Source organism: Rahnella sp. ChDrAdgB13 (genome assembly GCF_017655185.1).
Taxonomy (GTDB): domain Bacteria; phylum Pseudomonadota; class Gammaproteobacteria; order Enterobacterales; family Enterobacteriaceae; genus Rahnella; species Rahnella contaminans.
Map to the genome: position 1 here is coordinate 44,507 of NZ_JAEMGT010000031.1, position 16,745 is coordinate 61,251.

Below are 16,745 nucleotides of genomic sequence, written 5' to 3' on the forward strand. Positions count from 1 at the left end.
ACTACGTTATCCAGAGCTAACGCTATGCAGAGTGCAACCATGAGCACGACAAAACACAAAGGATTGCTGGAACTGACGCGCACACTGCTGCTGCAACAGACCATGACCTCGCTGCTGGAAACTCTGACCCAGGTGGTACAGAGTGCCGGCATTGCAGAATCGGTGACGCTGGTGTTGTTTGACAGCACCAGCGAACGCGTCAGTTTTTACGGCATCGATCCGCATCATCAGCCGGTAAGTTACGAAGACGAAACCCTGCTCGCCACAGGGCCGGTGCATGCGCTGCTCAGCAATCCGAAAACGCAGGTCTGGCGCAGCGATGCGCTGCATTTGCGTTACCCGCAGCTGGCCGCGCTCAACCTGTATCCGGCGTTTACCGATTACTGTCTGGTTCCGATGTTGGCGGCTTCCGGCCTGCTGGGCGGTTGTGAATTTACCCGTCAGCACGCGGCAACGTTCAGCGAAGAAGATAAAAACGGGCTGCACGAACTCTGTATGCTGGCGGCGATTGCGGTTGAACAGATTAAACTGCGCGAAAACGCGCTGCTTCAGCAATCGCTGTTGCGCCACGAACGTGACGATTTCCGCATTCTGGTGGACATCACCAATGCGGTGCTTTCCAAGCTGGATCTCGACGAACTGACCGGCGAAATCGCTAAAACCATTCATCACTTTTTCCACATCAACGCCATCAGCATCGTGCTGTGCGACGCCGACAAAGACAGCGAACAGGCCAGCGTTTACGCCACGCATTATATACAAACGCATGTTGCCGAACGCGAACAATCGCGCATGACGCTGGCGGGATCGCTGGAACAGCAGGTGATGAAAAACGGCGAAATGTTGCTGACCAACGCGCGGCCTTCCGAAGAACCGGACGACGACGAGAGTACGCTGTTCCAGTTGTTGTGGCGCGATCAGACCAAAACGCTGTGCATTCTGCCGCTGCGTTTCGGGCATAAAACGCTGGGCGTTCTCAAACTGGCGCAGTGCCAGCCGGATAATTTCAATTCTGCCAACCTGCGGGTTTTGCAGCAAATCGCCGAGCGAATTGCCATTGCGGTGGACAACGCGCTGGCCTATCAGGAAATCAAAAGCCTGAAGGAAAAACTGCAACACGAAAACCTCTATCTGACCGAGCAGATTAACAGCAATAACCCGGATTTCAGCGACATCGTCGGACGCAGTCCGGGCATGTCTGCTGTGCTTAAACAGGTCGAGATCGTGGCGAAAAGCGACTGTTCCGTGCTGATCCTCGGGGAAACAGGCACCGGCAAAGAACTGATCGCCAGAGCGATTCATAACCTCGGCGATCGCCGTGATCAGCGGATGGTCAAAATGAATTGCGCGGCAATGCCCGCCGGGCTGATGGAAAGTGACCTGTTTGGTCATGAAAAAGGCTCGTTCACCGGCGCGACCGCCCAGCGTATGGGGCGTTTTGAACTGGCGGATCAGGGCACGCTCTTCCTCGATGAAGTCGGGGAAATCCCGCTGGAGCTGCAACCTAAACTGCTGCGTATTTTGCAGGAACGTGAATTCGAAAGGGTAGGCGGCAACAAGCTGATCTCAGTGAACGTGCGCATGATCGCCGCGACCAACCGTGACCTGCGGCAAATGGTGGCCGACAAAGAATTCCGCAGTGACTTGTATTACCGGCTGAACGTCTTCCCGATTGTGATCCCACCGCTGCGCGAACGACCGGAAGATATTCCGCAACTGGTGAAATTTCTGACCTACAAAATCGCCAAGCGAATGAAACGCACCATCGACAGCATTCCGGCGGAAACGCTGCGTCTGCTGAGCCGCATGCCGTGGCCGGGGAATGTCCGTGAGCTGGAAAACGTCATCGAACGGGCGGTGCTTCTGACACGCGGAACGGTATTGGATCTGCAACTTCCCGAGCTGAATTACCCGTTGCCGGTGGCACCGGTTGCCGCACCGGCATTCTCTGAACCTGCGCCGCCGGTGAACGCAGACGACGAGCGCGAGCGTATTATCGCAGTATTGAAAGAAACCAACGGTGTGGTCGCCGGGCCGCATGGTGCCGCGCAGCGTCTGGGATTAAAACGCACCACCTTGCTGTCGCGCATGAAAAAATTAGGCATTGCAGCGCACTGACCCTCTTTGAATGGCATAAATAACAAAGCCCTGAGACAGATTCAGGGCTTTTTTATTTCTGCAAAAAACCTCAGTCACTTATTTATCTGTTACGCGAAAGACGTCACCGTGGCTGAACGACCAGTCTTCCGGCTGGGTGAAATTCACCACTACCATGATATCCGCCGGATCGATGGCGATCTCCGTGTGCAATCTTTCATTCAAATAACGATACAGAGCGGCTTTCTGTTCGATATTTCGGGGCTTCCCGGCTGTGATGTGGAACAGCAGAAAATCGTCTGAACGACGGCTGTCCGGGCCTGCCAGATACGTCGGGTTGATTATCCGCTGGCCGTGGCTTGCCGGTTCAAACAGCTGGAAACAGTCGTCTTTGGGAACGGAAAACGTAGTGACCAGCGCGTCCTGCAAAACAGTAGAAATCATGTTTTTCCAGCCTTCAAGGCGGTGTTCAGGAATTGAAATTCGGGTAAACGGCATGATGATTTTCCTCTGTTATTGCGGGTCGAGCGCTGCGAAACGGGTCAGTGCGGAAGCGGCGGCGGGCCATCCGGCATAAAACGCCAGATGCGTGATCACTTCGCTCAGTTCGCTGTGCGTCACTCCATTTTTAACCGCCAGATCCAGATGAAACGGCAGCTGTTCGCTGCGGTTCAGCGCAATCAGTGCGGCGACGGTAATCAGGCTGCGGTCGCGTGCAGGCAGCTCGCTTCGTTGCCACAGGTCACCAAATAAAACCTGTTCAGTCACCTGCGCGAGTTTTGGCGTCAGGCGCGTCATAGCTTCAGGCGGCAGCATAGGGGAGGGGGTCTTGATGCTCATGTCAGGTTCCTTTTCGCGGGTGTGAAAATGAGCATAAGGCGTTATGATTATCCTTAATATCGAAAATATCAGCAGCATTAATCCATAAAAACGGGATGATTAAACGTGGCTAAACGACCGGTAACTTTTGATGCAGAAGCGCTGCGCAGTTTTGTCACCGGCATCGAACTGGGAAGTTTTGTGCTGGCGGCTGATCGCCTCGGGCGCTCGACGTCGGCGGTCAGCGCACAGCTGAAAAAGCTGGAACAGCAGGCAGGTACGGAGCTGGAGCAAAAAGCCGGAAGGCATCTGATTCTGACTGCGCAGGGCGAAGTTATGCTCAGTTATGCGCGACGGATTTTGAGTCTCAACGATGAAGCCAGCGCGGCGTTATCAACCAGCACGCTGAGTGGCAGCATTAATCTCGGTATGCAGGAAGATTTCGGCGAGGCGCTGTTACCGGCCATTCTCGGCACGTTTACCCGTGCACATCCGCAGGTGCAGTTATCCGCCAGCATCACGCGCAATCAGCAATTGCTCGACGGGATCCGGCATAACGAATTCGATCTGGCGGTGTGCTGGCAGGCGGATGATATTCCGCTTTTCCCGACCAGCCGGGCGCTGGGCCGCATTCCGCTGCGCTGGATTGGGCCGCAGAATTTCTCACTGGCGCATTATCTGGAAACCGGCGAACCACTGCCTTTAATGGTTTTTGAAGCGCCGTGTCTGATGCGAAGTGCCGCAACGGCGGCGCTGGATAAAGCGGGGATCCCGTGGCGGATTGCTTTCACCAGCCGCAGCCTGGGCGGGATTTGGGCGGCGCTGTCCGCCGGTTTGGGGATTACTTTACGGACGGACTTTGGCAGACCGGCAGCCCTGAAGGTTCTGGAGGATTTACCCGCGCCGGGCGAAATCGGTATTACTCTTCATCAGAGCCAGATGCAGCCGGGCGAACCGGCGACGTATCTGACTGATGCCATCACCGGTTTTTTCGCCACCGGGCAGTAACGGGTTTTACTTTCTGGCGGGCTGGCTGCGGTAGTGTTCAAGTCGTTCGCGAAAGTATGCACGCAGATGCTCCGGCTGTTCCATCTCAACGGCTTCCGCGTTGACGGGAAGGTTATTGCGCTCGCGTACGGCGACGGTTCCGGCCGCCAGCCCGGCGCTCACTTTTTCCATTTCTTCCTGGGTAAGACCTGCGAGATTATTATTCATAGCGTCTCCTTTTGACTGAACGCAGTTTAGCACTGTAGGCGGGCAAAAGGCGGTGGTGCGCGTCGTATTGAAATCCAATTTCACAATCAGTTTACAAAACAGTCAAAATCAGACCATTATTTAGGCTTCGAATTTCTGAAACGGAGCCTGACGATGACGCGAATGACAGCCAAAGATTTTCCGCCAGAACTGCTCGAATACTTTGATTTTTATGTTCATGGCAAAATGACAAAACGCGAGTTTCTCGATCTCTCGGCAAAATTTGTGGCGGGTGGCCTGTCGCTGGCGGCGCTCTCCACGCTGATGACGCCCAACTATGCCTACGCTGAACAGGTGCAATTTACCGACCCCGATATTGTGGCGGAATACATTCAGTATCCGTCGCCGCAAGGGCACGGTAGCGTAAAAGCCTATCTTGTGCGTCCGGCCAAAGCCACGGGGAAAGTGCCGGGCGTGGTCGTGGTGCATGAAAACCGGGGCCTTAATCCGTATATCGAAGACGTCGCGCGCCGCGTGGCGAAAGCCGGATTTGTGGCGCTGGCACCGGACGGCCTGAGTTCTGTCGGCGGTTATCCGGGGAACGATGAGAAAGGCCGCGAGCTTCAGCAGAAAGTGGATCCGGCCAGGCTGATGAATGACTTTTTTGCCGCCGTGGAGTTTCTGATGCACCACGAAACGGGGACCGGAAAAGTGGGCATTACCGGTTTCTGTTATGGCGGCGGCGTGGCGAATGCGGCTGCGGTGGCATACCCGGAACTGGCGGCGGCGGTGCCATTTTACGGACGTCAGCCAAAAGCCGAAGACGTGCCGCGCATCAAAGCACCGTTATTGCTGCACTACGCCGAACTGGATAAGCCGATTACCGACGGCTGGCCCGCTTATGAGGCTGCGCTCAAGGCGAATGATAAAGTGTATCAAGGGTATGTATATCCCGGCGTAAACCACGGATTCCACAACGATTCGACGCCGCGCTATGACAAAGCGGCAGCCGATCTGGCGTGGGATCGCACCATCGCCTGGTTTAAAAAGTACCTCGACCCGCAAACTGAAACGGCATAAATGAAAAGAGCAGGATCGAATCCTGCTCTTTTTGCATTCTGACTCAATCCGGTATGGATCAGGATTTCAGTTTGTCATCAAAATCTGACGCGTCATGGCGTTCTGCCAGTTGCTGATCCGGCTCGCCCCAGGTGCGGTTAACAATACGGCCGCGTTTGACCGCCGGACGATCCGCCACTTCCGCCGCCCAGCGCTGGAAGTTTTTGTAGGACTGGATATCCAGGAACTCGGCGGAATCGTACAGACCGCCCTGCGCGAGGCTGCCGTACCAGGTGAAAATGGCGATATCGGCAATCGTGTATTCTTCACCGGCAATAAAGCGGTGACCGGCTAACTGTCTGTCCAGCACGTCGAGCTGACGCTTGGCTTCCATCGTGAAACGGTTGATTGCGTATTCGATTTTGACCGGCGCGTAGTGATAAAAGTGCCCGAAACCGCCGCCAAGATACGGCGCGGAGCCTTGCAGCCAGAACAGCCAGTTCAGGGTTTCAGTGCGTCCCGCGAGGTCTTTCGGCAGGAATTGACCGAATTTTTCCGCCAGATACAGCAGGATATTGCCGGATTCAAACACGCGGATTGGCGGTTTGGCCGAATTGTCCAGCAGTGCAGGGATCTTCGAATTCGGGTTCACATCAACAAAGCCGCTGGAGAACTGATCGCCTTCGTTAATGCGGATCAAATGTGCGTCGTACTCTGCACCGCTTTCGCCCAGCGCCAGCAACTCTTCCAGAAGGATCGTCACTTTCTGGCCGTTCGGTGTACCCAGAGAATAAAGTTGCAACGGATGTTTGCCGACCGGCAAGGTTTTCTCGTGAGTCGGGCCTGCGATCGGGCGGTTGATGTTTGAGAACTTGCTGACTTCGTCTTTATTCCAGGTCCAGACTTTTGGTGGCTGATACTGTTCTGACATGACATTCTCCGCAGCGTTTTTTTGAGGTTAAGACTCAAAAGTTTAGCAGGAGATAATCAACGATGACGCTGAGAATGTGCCCTGACGAAATCAGGGCACGAAGAGGATTTAATCCTGCATTAAGGCACTGCGTCCGCCATCCATAACGATGGTGGTGCCGGCAATAAAACCGGCGACCGGACTGGCCAGATACAGACAAAGTTCGCCCACTTCTTCTGATGTTCCGATGCGTCCGACCGGGTGTTTACGGATGGTGTCCTGACGCGACTTTTCGCCGTCTTCGTGCGAGTCAAACCACACCTGGTTTCCGGCGGTATCGATAAAACCGGGGGCAATGCCGACGGTTCGGATGGGCGGGCCCCATTCGATGGTCAGGCTTTGTACCAGCGAGAGCAGGGCGCGTTTGGTGATGTTGTACGGTGCGCAGCCCGGCATAGTGGAAAAGGCGTGGTTGGAGGTCATCACCAGAATGACGCCTTTGGATTTTTCCAGCATCTCACGGCAGCATTTGGCAATGTACCAGTGCGAGCGCAGATTCAGATCGAGGTTGTGATGCCAGTCTTCCAGTTCGCAATCAATGCCTTTGAATACGTTTTTGCCGGCATTGGATACCAGTACGTCAAGGCGTCCAAAGCGGGATTCGACGTCACTGATAAACCCGGCGATGCTTTCGGTTTGGGTGATATCCACAGAAAAATAGAAGAATTTGTCGGGATATTGCGCCAGCAGTTCCTGCGCGTGAGGTGCATTTTCCGGGGATGAAAACGCACAACCGATCACAATATCGCCATGATTCAAAAATGTCTGCGCGATAGCGTGGCCGATCCCCTGGCTGGCGCCGGTAACAATAACGACACGGGGAGAGTGGTCAGAAGTAGTCATAATTTATCCCTGAATTAAAGCGCGAAAGTGGTGATGAACGTGTCGATCATCTGATGGTCTTCGGCGGTCAGCGTCCAGCCCGGATGGCGGCAGTAATCTGTCTCGATGATCCCGCGTTTGTGCAAAATGGTTTTCTCCACCTGAATAATATATTCACAATGGGTCATCCAGCGGCGGATCCACGGCAACAGCTTCCCGTGCAGTTCCTGGGCTTCATGCTGTTTTTCCGCCTGCCAGAGCCGGTAAATCTGCACGTAGACTTCGCTAAATGAGCAGCCGGGCATGACGCCTTTTCCGCCCGCTGCCAGCATTTCCAGCATATACAGACCGGCGTAGCCGTTGAGAACACTGGCCTGTGGCGCACGTTTTAGAAATTCACGGGTGTAATCCACCGGCGGATTGCATTCGATTTTAAAGACCGCATGCGGATAACGGGCCGCCACCTCGCTCAGTTGTTCAGGCGTGATGGCCAGACCCGTTTCCCCCGGCGCGTATTGCACCATCACCGGAATATCGACGGCTTCCAGCACCGAGAAAATGTGGTGCGAAATCGCGTCGGCGTCGGGTTGCAAAAAGAACGGCGGCAGCAGCATCAGGGCATCAGCGCCACGTTTCTGATAATCCCGCGCGCGTTTCACCGCCACTTCGGTGCTGTGGTCGGTCACAGACATCGCGCGAAAAATGCCGCTGCCTTTCAGGTCTGAGAGAAAACAATCGGCCAGCAACAGCCGCTCGCTGTCGTCGAGTTTTGGGAATTCGCTGGCGATACCAAATAGCGTCAGTCCCTGAATGCCGGTAGCCGCCAGGTGTTCCAGCAAGCGGCTGAAACTGGTGTAATCCGGCTCGCCCTGTGCCGTGAAGGGCAGGGCGGCAATCGGGTTAACGCCGCAAATATCAGAAGATGTGTACATGATTACTCCTCGTCGCGGTCAGCTAACACCGCACCTTGCGCCGCAGGCAGCGCCCAGCGGCGGTATAAACGCAGGAATCCCCGTGGCACCTGTTTTTCAACCGGCACCCAATGCTTACGGCGTTCGGCCAGAATGTCCGCGCTGACGTTGAGCGTCAGTTCGCGGGTGGGAATATTGATGGTGATGATGTCGCCGTTTTCGACCAGCGCCAGATCGCCGCCGTCGCTGGCTTCTGGCGAAATATGCCCGACGAATAAGCCGCGGTTGGAACCGGAAAAACGTCCGTCAGTGATCAGCGCGCAGCTGTCAGACAACCCCATACCTTCCAGACATTTCATCGGCTTGTACATTTCCGGCATGCCTGGTCCGCCTTTCGGCCCTTCATAACGCAGCACCAGCGTGCTGCCTGGTGCAATTTCGCCGGAAAGAATGGCATCTACGGATTCCTGTTCGCTGTTAAATACCACCGCCGGACCGCTGAAAATCATCAGGTTTTCCGGTACGGCAGCCGGTTTCACCACACAACCGAGCGGCGAAATATTGCCATGCAGAACGGCCACTCCCGCTTCGTTACGCACGGGAATAGCCAGCGTGTGGATCACTTCCGGGCGACGGGTTTTTGGTGCTTCTGCCAGCCATTCGGCTTTGGTTTTGCCGCTGACCGTCAGGGCGCTGAGATCCATCAGCGAACTGATTTCTTTTTCTACCGCAGGCACGCCACCGGCTTCCCAAAAATCAATCATGTCGTATTCAGAAGCCGGATAGAGGGCGGCCACCAGAGGGACATGATGGCTGAGTTTGTCGAACTCCAGCAGCGGCAGATGGCCATATTCCGCTTCGTAGTGAATGGCCTGTAAATGCAGAATGGCGTTGGTGGAACCCCCGGTCGCCAGCAGATAAATCATGGCGTTACGGATGGATTCCGGTGTGATTATCTGGCGCGCGTTCACTCCGCGTATCACCAGATCTACAGCCTTCTGACCGGTGGCATAAGCACATTCGCGGCGTTCTTTCGAAATGGCCGGTAACGTACTGCTGCCCGGTAAACTCATGCCCAGCACTTCGGCAATACAGCACATGGTGTTGGCCGTACCGTACATGGTACAGGAGCCCGGACCCGGCTCGGCGATGTCTTCGATGTGACGGAATTCCGCTTCATCAATTTCACCGCGTCGTTTCCAGCCAATGGCTTCCGTCACGATGTTGCCGTCCCAGTCTTTGCCTTTATAGTGCGCCGGATACATCGGGCCGCCATTGACCATAATGGCCGGAATATCCAGACGCGCCGCCGCCATCAGCATGGCCGGGACAATTTTGTCGCAGGAGCCGAGCAGCACCATACCGTCGAAACGGTGGGCGCGCATCATGACCTCAATAGAACTGGTGATCACTTCGCGGGCAGCCAGGATATAGCGCATCCCCAGATGGCCTTCGGCGATGCCGTCGCACGGCGCGATAGTGCCGAATACCATGCCGACGCCACCGGCTTCGTCGATTCCTTTCAGGACTTCCGCGGTCAGTTCATTAAGATTGACATGCCCTGCGGTGGCGTTGGTGTAACTGTTCACGACGGCTATCACCGGACGGCGCAACTGTTCGTCGGTATGTCCCATGGATTTGTACAGCGCACGTTTCAGCGCGCCGTCATCTCCGCTCAGTACCGGATTGAAGTGCCCGTCACCGCCTCCACATCCGTTACCACATCCGTTGCCACATCCACTCATAAGCTGCCTCGTTTTAATGATGGTTCTGCGTCGCGTTCCGCCGTTTTTTCAGGGCTGCGACGAGGGTTAACCAGTCTTGCTGGTAATAAAAATATCAGGGGGGCGCACAGCAGCAGGAACGCGGCCAGGATATACAGGCCGGTATTGGTGCTGCCGGTGTTGTCTTTCAGCCAGCCAAGAACGGTCGGGCCAAAGAATCCGGCCAGATTGCCGACCGAGTTGACCAACGCTATCCCGGCCGCAGCGGCCGTCCCCGACAGCAACGTGCCGGGCAGGCTGATATAAGTCGGGATCAGGGCCAGCGTTCCGGACATCGCCAGGCAAATCCAGGTCATCATCCACACCGTGGAGCCGCTGCACCAGGCGCTCAGGCTCAGACCCACCGCACCGATAATGGCCGGGATGGCGATGTGCCAGCGGCGTTCGCAGCGTAAATCGGAATGTCGGCTGTTCCACACCATAAACAGTGCGCCGAAAACATAGGGCAGGGCAGCCAGCAGGCCGATGTGAAAATCATCGGTGACGCCGGAAGTTTTGATAATCGACGGCAGCCAGAAATTAATGCCGTAATAACCGATGTTGAAGCTGAAGAAGATCAGCGCCAGCAGCCAGACATAGCCGTTCTTAAACATCAGTTTCAGGCTTTGCGGCGGCTTACCGGCATTGGCGTCCAGACTGCGCTGACGGTCGGTTTCCAGATCGGCTGCCACAATCTTTTTTTCTTCGTCTGTCAGCCAGCGGGCTGATTTAACGTCATTATCGAGAAATTTCAGGACTACAAACGCCAGCAGGAAAGAGGGAATGGCTTCGACCAGAAACAGCCATTGCCAGTTGTGCAGGCCATCGACGCCTTCAAAAGCTTTGAGGATATAGCCGGAGAGCGGGCTGCCCACAATGGTGGAAAGCGGGGTGACCAGAATGAATAACCCCAGCGTGCGCGCCGAACGCCATGACGGGAACCACAGTGTCAGATAGAACACGATGCCGGGGAAAAAACCGGCTTCGGCCACGCCGAGCAGAAAACGCAGCACGTAAAACTGAGTGGGTGTTTTTACGAAGCTCATCGCTGCGGATAAGACGGCCCAGCTGATCATGATGCGCGCAATCCAGAAACGCGGGCCGAAACGCTGCATCATCAGGTTGCTCGGCAGTTCAAACAGGAAATAGCCGATGAAGAAGATCCCGGCACCGAGGCCGTAAACCGTATCGCTGAAATTCAGCGCATCCTGCATGTGCAGTTTGGCAAACCCGATGTTGACACGATCCAGATAAGCAAAGAAATAACACAGGATCAAAAAGGGGATCAGGCGTCGGGTAATCTTGCTATAGACCGCACTGACCTTACTCTCAGATTTTAAAGATGCCATTTGTCTGACCTCTTAATATCCCCTCCGGGTGGAGGGGAAAGGGTTAATCAGCGTGAGCTGCCAATGCTTCTCAGCGGCAGACCGGCCATCAGGTTTTTCTCGATGTTTTCAAGCGAGATGTTTTTAGTTTCAGGTACAAAAATCAGGGTCAGGACGATGCAGACGACGTTAAGTGCGGCGTATAGCCAGAACGTGCCCGCGCTGCCGACGGTGTCGATGAGCGTCAGGAATGTCGCGCCGATGATCATGTTGGCAATCCAGTTCGCCATCGTGGAGCAGGTGACGCCAAAATCGCGGCCTGCCAGTGGCTGGATTTCAGAGCACAACACCCAGATCAGCGGCCCGGCGCTCATGGCAAATCCGACGATGAAAATCAGCAGCAGCGTGACGGCCACGTATTGTTGGGTCAGGCTGGTGATGCCGGTGAAGAACATCCAGCCCATCAGCGTCATACAAATTGCCATTACGCTGAAACCCAGTTTAAGAATCGGTTTACGTCCCCAGCGATCGACCAGACCGATGGCGATAAAGGTCGCCAGCACGTTGGTTAATCCGGCAATCACCGTTCCCCACATTTGTTGCTGCGTGGAAGCGAAACCGGCAATCGCGAAGATTTTCGGGGCGTAATACATGATGACGGTCATGCCGGTGAACTGCTGCATGAACTGCAACAGCACGCCGAGACAGGTGGTGCGGCGAAAATTGCTGTTAGCGCGGAATAAGTGCCAGCCGCGCTGTTTCATCTGCACGCTCTGGCGGATGGCTTCCAGTTCGATGTGCGCTTCGGATTTTGTTGAGCGCAGCAACAGCAACACTTTTTCCGCCAGCTCACTTTTGTTTTTCATCATCAGCCAGCGCGGGCTTTCGGGCAGCGTTAAAACACCGGCAAACAGAATCAGTGCGGGGAACGTAATAATGCCCAGCATCCAGCGCCAGTTGCCGCTGCTACTGAACGCAGTATCAGACAGAAATGCCGCCAGGATCCCGATGGTGATCATCAGCTGATACAGGGAAATCATGCTGCCACGGATGTGTTCGGGCGCGATTTCGGAGAGATAAAGCGGTGCCACAAATGAGGCCACGCCGACCGCTGCGCCCAGCAGGAAACGCGAGACGATAAGGATCTGCAAATCAGGCGCAAAGGCACAGCCGATGGAGCCTGCAACAAAAAGTGCTGCGCCAATCAGAAGCGTTTTTTTACGTCCGATGCGAGAGCACAGTGGCCCGCTGCATAGCGCACCGAGCGCCGCGCCGAGCATCATCACGCTGACCACCATTTCCTGCTGATGGCTGCTCAGGCCGAATTCCTGCGCCAGAAACGGTAACGCGCCCGCAATCACGCCCATATCCAGCCCGAACAGCAGGCCCGCCAGCGCGGCCAATAAACAGACCAGCAGGGTCTGCCGGTTGGTGTGCGGCACCGCCCGGGGAATGATATTCGTCGTCATAAGTCACCTTTGAGATTATTTTGATTTTATGGGGTTTTACAGGGTGAACAGGGAGGCCCGCTGTCCTGTGTAGGGCGTTTCGTAGCGCAGCAAAGCGCCGTCCGTGGCGGACGGCATTCTGAGCCCATCGCGCGCCGAAGTGATGTACAAATCCTGAAAATTCCTGCCGCCGAAAGCGCAGCTCGATGGCTGCATGACGGGCAAAGGCAACGTCGTGAGAAATTGCGGGGCATAATCATTAAGCTGATAAGCCGCCAGACAAGCCCCGCCCCAGCGGGCATTAAGCAACAGGCCTGTATTGGTTACGGCAGAACCGTCGGCAAAAACATCGTCCGGCAGCGGCCAGGTGCGCAGCGTCGGATGTGTGATAAGGCTGGCCGGGCTTTGGTAAAAGCAGTGCGCAAAAGTATCGATAAACCAGGCGTGGCCGCCGTGCCATACCAGCGTGTTAGGCACATGCTGATCGCCGAGCATTTTCACCGGCTGCGCGTCGCCAGTGGCGAAGCGATACCAGCTGCCGAGGGCGTTTGTGGCGGTGGCGTCCATTGTGCTGAACCACACGGAACCGTCCGGCGCGACGGCCGCTTCGTTCGGGCGCGTGGCGGCGGTTTCCGGCCAGCCGCACAGCGGATAACGGGTCATGCTGTGATAGTCATACAGCAGGATGCCTTCGCCGGTGACGAGCAAAAAATGCTCCGGTCGGTCGGTCAGTAATACCGCGCTGCACACAGAAGGTAAGGTGTGGATTTCAAAACGATCGTCCTGCTCCGGCCAGTAACGCAGTAACCGCCGCTGCACAATATCGACCCAAATCAGCGACTGTGAGCTGAAACACCAGACCGGCGTCTCGCCCAGCTCGGCACGGTAATCACCGATAACTGATAAATTTTTCAGCGCAGAGCTTTTCGGCAGAGGATTTTTCATTTTTGCGCTGCCAGCTGCCATGTCGCCTGATACGCCAGCGCCCGTTCGCGAAGGGCAGACAGTGTAATGCCCGGCTGATACAGCCCGCCGCCCAGACCAAATCCGTTTGCGCCCGCTTGCAGATAGGCGCGCATTTGCCCGGCATCGGCATTCACGCCGCCAACCGGCAGGCAAACCACTTCCGCCGGTAAAACCGCACGCATTGCCCTGGTGACGGCAGGTGTCATTAACTCGGCAGGGAAAAATTTCAGCGCGCTGGCACCCGACCGCAGCGCCGTAAAAGCTTCACCCGGCGTGGCGATGCCCGGCAAACTCAGCAGCCCGAGTTCAAGAGTGGCGCGGATCACCGACGGCTCCATGTTCGGGGAGATAATCAGCTGTCCGCCAGCCTCTGCGACCTGATGCACCTGATGTTCTGTCAGCACGGTTCCTGCGCCGACATAACCTTTGTCGCCGACACTGTTCGCCATGATGGTGATGGATTCCAGCGGACGCGGGCTGTTGAGCGGCACTTCCAGATAGGTAAAGCCGCATTCGAGCAGCGTTTGCGCCACGCCCTGCGCTTCCTCCGGCGTGATGCCGCGCAAAATAGCAATCAGCGGCAACGTGCATTCCTGCCAGCGGCGGGAAAAATTCAGGTAATTCATGACGACTCTCCGTGAAGACACTGATAAATCTGCGTCATGCCCTGAATGAAGCACGCATTGCCGTCGGCAGAAGTGAGGGTGATCCCGAGCTGTTTTGCGGCGCGGGTATAGCGTTCCGTTAAGGCGGGCGAACCGACGATCCACGCTTCTTTGCCCGCAACGGCATATAATTCCGCGCCAATCAGTAAACCGGAAAGATAGCTGGCGACCTGCGCGGGAGTGAGTTCGCCGTTCAGCCGCAAAGTGCGGGCTGAAAACAGCGCATTGCTCAGGTGTGGCGCGTGCAGTGCGTTGGTGACGCCAAGAGCAAAAGCCCGGGGATCTTCTGGCGATTCCGGTACATCACGCCCCAGCAATGAATGGCTGAGCATTACCGAATAAATCTCACCGGTCATGAATGTGCTGAACCGCAGGATCTCACCGTTATGCAGTTCGGCGTGTTTGCTGTGCGTGTCGGGCAGGATCACGTACTGGCTGTTTTGCGGATCGGGATGCAGTGCCGCCAGCCCGAGCAGCTGAATTTCTTCGCCGCGCATGACGTCCGGTAAACCGAATTCATTCTTCCCGCTGACACCCGCGACAATCTGGCACGGGCTTCCCCACGGTGTTTTCAGCGAGGCGGTACATTGCGCCAGCTGCCGCGAACTGGCGGGCAGCGCGACATACGGCACTTCCTGCCAGCCCTGCTGCGAGCCGACCATGCCCGCCATCAGCAGAGGCAGTTGTGGATGCAGCGCCAGCCAGCGGGCAATCAGCGGTTTAAGCGCAGCGGCAAACTGGCGGTCGGGCACATGCAGCAAGCCGCACTGCGCGCTGACAGTGTCGAGGCATTGATGTTCTTTCATCAGGAACGCCCGAAAATTCGAGGTTCCCCAGTCGATGGCAATCCAGTAATTTTTCATTCTTGAGTTACAACCAGTAAAATCTTGTATGACAAGAATGATGAGGAAAAAATAACCTTATAACTGTGATGGAGATCGAAAGTTAGCTAACGGGGATAAAAAAGATCGTTAAAAGAAGTGCTGATACTTTTCGGGGATTTCGCGCCAGATGTGTTTGTGGGCGGCGCTCAATAGGATGTGGCGCATACATTTGCGTGCGGAATCAGCTTGTTTAAGGCGGATCGCTTCCAGTAAGTCGCGGTGCTGCTGTACGGCTTCCTGCGTGAGTTGCAGGTCAGCTTCGAGGGTTTGCTTGAAAGACAGAAGCATTGCTGCCGACAGCGCGTTACCGACTGACGCCAGAAAAGGGTTATGGCACGACTGCAAAACGGCGGTGTGAAATGCCAGATCGCCTTGTTCGAATTCTGCGGCAGAATTGTTTTTCTGGCCGGACTGCATGGTCGCAAGCGCATCTTCAATCGCGGCGAGATCATGACCGGTAGCATTGAGCGCCGCCATGGCCGCGACGTCTGGCTCAAAAATCAGGCGCGTGAGCATCAGTTGTTCTACCAGTTCCGATTCGATACCGACATCTTCGAGCCACGACAACACTTCTGCATCCAGAAAACTCCACTGCTCGCGCGGCGTAACGATACTGCGTCTCTTGGCCTGGATCAGTAACATGCCTTTCGCCCCGAGCACCTGAAGCGCATTTCGTACCGACGTACGCGATGCCTCATACTGCTGCGCCAGCTCGTTTTCCCCCGGGATCGGTAACCCGACAGCCAGTTCGCCGCGAATAATGCGCAGCGCCAGATCACGGGTAATGGATTCAGAAACGGAAGAAGTGAGTTTGTTCATCGGAGTCTCAGCAGTGAGTTTCAGGGGAGGGCTGGCGCGATAATCGTAACATCTTACTGAATTTCCTCCACCATCCAGTCGTGAAATGCCTTCACTTCCGGGCGTTGTAAGGATTTTGCAGACCTGACGAGATAATAAGACCAGGTGATTGGCAGCGTCATTTGCGGGAATAACTGTACCAGCCGGTGAATATCTAAATCCTGCTGCACCAGCGCTTTGCGTACCAGCGTGATGCCCTGACCACTGAGCACGGCCTGGATCACCGCGGCGGTGGAATTGATATGCTGATGAGACTGACGCACGCCGTCCAGCCCGCATTTTTTCAGTACGCTTTCCCACAGCGGGAAATTCGCGCCGGAGTGCGGCGTGTCGTCGTGGATAAGCTTTTGTTCATAAAGCCAGTTGTGGCTGATGTTCTTATCTGCGGGCAGCAGAGACGGGCTGCACACCATCACCACTTCTTCATCCATCAGCCAGGTAGCGTGTAAACCTGACCAGTTTCCCGGCCCGCAGCGGATACCAATATCGGCTTCACCGTGCGCAAGATCGGTGAGCCGGTCTGCGACGTCCAGACGGATATCAATATTCTGATGGCGTTCTGAAAAACGATTAAGCCGCGGCATCAGCCAGTTCATCACCAGCACCTGCGAGGCGGTGACCACCACCACTGAGCGCGCACTGCGCCCGCGAAGTTTTGTCAGGCCGCTTTCCAGTTTATCCAGCCCGAGCGAGATGTCATCGAGCGCATCATGCACATCGCTGAGCAGCGTGAGGCGTTCACTGCCGGAGCGGCTGCGCGTAAGCAGCGGATGTCCGACCCATTCTTCCAGCGCCCGCACCAGCTGGCCGACCGCAGCGGGTGTTACGCCCAGCTCATTCGCCGCGCCGGTAAAACTGCCGTGTCGCGCGGTGGCTTCAAAAGCCTGCAACCATTTCAGTCTGTTGAGGGTTCGCATGATGTTCTCATCGTCGGGGAAATTTTTTGCAAAGTACCAGCGCA

General features: G+C 55.8%; 17 protein-coding genes. 3 read left to right on the forward strand and 14 right to left on the reverse strand.

The features are described 5' to 3' along the window. The first annotated feature begins 39 nt into the window (after nt 1-39). Complete coding sequence (flhA, locus tag J8X26_RS10495) at nt 40-2,118, forward strand: formate hydrogenlyase transcriptional activator FlhA (protein ID WP_374101278.1); 2,079 nt, start codon at nt 40-42, stop codon at nt 2,116-2,118. Between the two features lie 78 nt (nt 2,119-2,196). Here flhA and J8X26_RS10500 read toward each other — a convergent pair whose 3' ends face one another. Together J8X26_RS10500 and J8X26_RS10505 are read right to left on the reverse strand one after the other, a co-directional pair. Then, nucleotides 2,197-2,595, reverse strand: coding sequence for a tautomerase family protein (locus tag J8X26_RS10500; protein ID WP_152324459.1), 399 nt, complete (start codon nt 2,593-2,595; stop codon nt 2,197-2,199). Between the two features lie 15 nt (nt 2,596-2,610). Further along, nucleotides 2,611-2,937, reverse strand: coding sequence for a carboxymuconolactone decarboxylase family protein (locus J8X26_RS10505; RefSeq protein WP_208950866.1), 327 nt, complete (start codon nt 2,935-2,937; stop codon nt 2,611-2,613). 105 nt (nt 2,938-3,042) lie between these two features. Here J8X26_RS10505 and J8X26_RS10510 point away from each other — a divergent pair, with 105 nt between their 5' ends. Beyond that, entirely contained in the window at nt 3,043-3,924 is an 882-nt protein-coding gene (locus J8X26_RS10510; protein WP_208950867.1) for a LysR substrate-binding domain-containing protein, read from the forward strand. A 6-nt stretch (nt 3,925-3,930) separates the two neighbouring features. Here J8X26_RS10510 and J8X26_RS10515 read toward each other — a convergent pair whose 3' ends face one another. After that, entirely contained in the window at nt 3,931-4,131 is a 201-nt protein-coding gene (locus J8X26_RS10515; protein ID WP_152324457.1) for a DNA polymerase III subunit theta, read from the reverse strand. A gap of 153 nt (nt 4,132-4,284) precedes the next feature. On the opposite strand from J8X26_RS10515, the gene yghX reads away from it, so the two are divergent. After that, nucleotides 4,285-5,190: a YghX family hydrolase gene (gene yghX, locus J8X26_RS10520; RefSeq protein WP_152324456.1), complete on the forward strand. Its 906-nt coding sequence runs from the start codon at nt 4,285-4,287 to the stop codon at nt 5,188-5,190. Between the two features lie 58 nt (nt 5,191-5,248). Here the strand turns inward: yghX and yghU are convergent, their stop codons facing one another. The 11 genes from yghU to J8X26_RS10575 all read right to left on the reverse strand — a co-directional run bounded on the left by yghU (nt 5,249) and on the right by J8X26_RS10575 (nt 16,701). Continuing rightward, nucleotides 5,249-6,100 (reverse strand): glutathione-dependent disulfide-bond oxidoreductase, encoded by an 852-nt coding sequence (gene yghU, locus J8X26_RS10525; RefSeq protein WP_208950868.1) that lies wholly within the window; start codon nt 6,098-6,100, stop codon nt 5,249-5,251. Between the two features lie 108 nt (nt 6,101-6,208). After that, nucleotides 6,209-6,982, reverse strand: coding sequence for an SDR family NAD(P)-dependent oxidoreductase (locus tag J8X26_RS10530; RefSeq protein WP_208950869.1), 774 nt, complete (start codon nt 6,980-6,982; stop codon nt 6,209-6,211). A 14-nt stretch (nt 6,983-6,996) separates the two neighbouring features. Next, nucleotides 6,997-7,893 (reverse strand): dihydrodipicolinate synthase family protein, encoded by an 897-nt coding sequence (locus tag J8X26_RS10535; protein ID WP_152324453.1) that lies wholly within the window; start codon nt 7,891-7,893, stop codon nt 6,997-6,999. A 2-nt stretch (nt 7,894-7,895) separates the two neighbouring features. Continuing rightward, entirely contained in the window at nt 7,896-9,617 is a 1,722-nt protein-coding gene (gene ilvD, locus J8X26_RS10540) for a dihydroxy-acid dehydratase (RefSeq protein WP_152324452.1), read from the reverse strand. After that, nucleotides 9,614-10,984: an MFS transporter gene (locus tag J8X26_RS10545; protein ID WP_208950870.1), complete on the reverse strand. Its 1,371-nt coding sequence runs from the start codon at nt 10,982-10,984 to the stop codon at nt 9,614-9,616. Before J8X26_RS10545 ends, ilvD begins: the two co-directional genes overlap by 4 nt. Before the next feature lie 47 nt (nt 10,985-11,031). After that, nucleotides 11,032-12,432 carry a sugar porter family MFS transporter gene (locus tag J8X26_RS10550; protein WP_165058364.1) on the reverse strand — a complete coding sequence of 467 codons (1,401 nt, stop codon included), beginning with the start codon at nt 12,430-12,432 and terminating at the stop codon, nt 11,032-11,034. Between the two features lie 36 nt (nt 12,433-12,468). Further along, the gene (locus tag J8X26_RS10555) at nt 12,469-13,356 is read right to left on the reverse strand and encodes an SMP-30/gluconolactonase/LRE family protein (protein ID WP_208950871.1); all 888 of its coding nucleotides are present in this window, start codon (nt 13,354-13,356) and stop codon (nt 12,469-12,471) included. Beyond that, complete coding sequence (locus tag J8X26_RS10560; RefSeq protein WP_208950872.1) at nt 13,353-14,003, reverse strand: 2-dehydro-3-deoxy-6-phosphogalactonate aldolase; 651 nt, start codon at nt 14,001-14,003, stop codon at nt 13,353-13,355. The genes J8X26_RS10555 and J8X26_RS10560 overlap by 4 nt, the downstream gene beginning before the upstream one ends. Then, a complete protein-coding gene (locus J8X26_RS10565) occupies nt 14,000-14,905 on the reverse strand; it encodes a 2-dehydro-3-deoxygalactonokinase (protein WP_208950873.1) in 906 nt (301 codons plus the stop codon). Before J8X26_RS10565 ends, J8X26_RS10560 begins: the two co-directional genes overlap by 4 nt. Before the next feature lie 108 nt (nt 14,906-15,013). Next, a complete protein-coding gene (locus J8X26_RS10570) occupies nt 15,014-15,745 on the reverse strand; it encodes a FadR/GntR family transcriptional regulator (protein WP_152324446.1) in 732 nt (243 codons plus the stop codon). A 53-nt stretch (nt 15,746-15,798) separates the two neighbouring features. Beyond that, on the reverse strand, nt 15,799-16,701 hold the full coding sequence (locus tag J8X26_RS10575) for a LysR substrate-binding domain-containing protein (RefSeq protein WP_208950874.1): 903 nt from the start codon (nt 16,699-16,701) through the stop codon (nt 15,799-15,801). Nucleotides 16,702-16,745: the final 44 nt, after the last annotated feature.

Coding starts and splice junctions, on each gene's coding strand:
- flhA (WP_374101278.1), top strand. CDS start 40: ATGAGCACGACAAAACACAAAGGATTGCTGGAACTGACGCGCACACTG.
- J8X26_RS10500 (WP_152324459.1), bottom strand. CDS start 2,595: ATGCCGTTTACCCGAATTTCAATTCCTGAACACCGCCTTGAAGGCTGG.
- J8X26_RS10505 (WP_208950866.1), bottom strand. CDS start 2,937: ATGAGCATCAAGACCCCCTCCCCTATGCTGCCGCCTGAAGCTATGACG.
- J8X26_RS10515 (WP_152324457.1), bottom strand. CDS start 4,131: ATGAATAATAATCTCGCAGGTCTTACCCAGGAAGAAATGGAAAAAGTG.
- yghX (WP_152324456.1), top strand. CDS start 4,285: ATGACGCGAATGACAGCCAAAGATTTTCCGCCAGAACTGCTCGAATAC.
- yghU (WP_208950868.1), bottom strand. CDS start 6,100: ATGTCAGAACAGTATCAGCCACCAAAAGTCTGGACCTGGAATAAAGAC.
- J8X26_RS10530 (WP_208950869.1), bottom strand. CDS start 6,982: ATGACTACTTCTGACCACTCTCCCCGTGTCGTTATTGTTACCGGCGCC.
- J8X26_RS10535 (WP_152324453.1), bottom strand. CDS start 7,893: ATGTACACATCTTCTGATATTTGCGGCGTTAACCCGATTGCCGCCCTG.
- ilvD (WP_152324452.1), bottom strand. CDS start 9,617: ATGAGTGGATGTGGCAACGGATGTGGTAACGGATGTGGAGGCGGTGAC.
- J8X26_RS10545 (WP_208950870.1), bottom strand. CDS start 10,984: ATGGCATCTTTAAAATCTGAGAGTAAGGTCAGTGCGGTCTATAGCAAG.
- J8X26_RS10550 (WP_165058364.1), bottom strand. CDS start 12,432: ATGACGACGAATATCATTCCCCGGGCGGTGCCGCACACCAACCGGCAG.
- J8X26_RS10555 (WP_208950871.1), bottom strand. CDS start 13,356: ATGAAAAATCCTCTGCCGAAAAGCTCTGCGCTGAAAAATTTATCAGTT.
- J8X26_RS10560 (WP_208950872.1), bottom strand. CDS start 14,003: ATGAATTACCTGAATTTTTCCCGCCGCTGGCAGGAATGCACGTTGCCG.
- J8X26_RS10565 (WP_208950873.1), bottom strand. CDS start 14,905: ATGAAAAATTACTGGATTGCCATCGACTGGGGAACCTCGAATTTTCGG.
- J8X26_RS10570 (WP_152324446.1), bottom strand. CDS start 15,745: ATGAACAAACTCACTTCTTCCGTTTCTGAATCCATTACCCGTGATCTG.
- J8X26_RS10575 (WP_208950874.1), bottom strand. CDS start 16,701: ATGCGAACCCTCAACAGACTGAAATGGTTGCAGGCTTTTGAAGCCACC.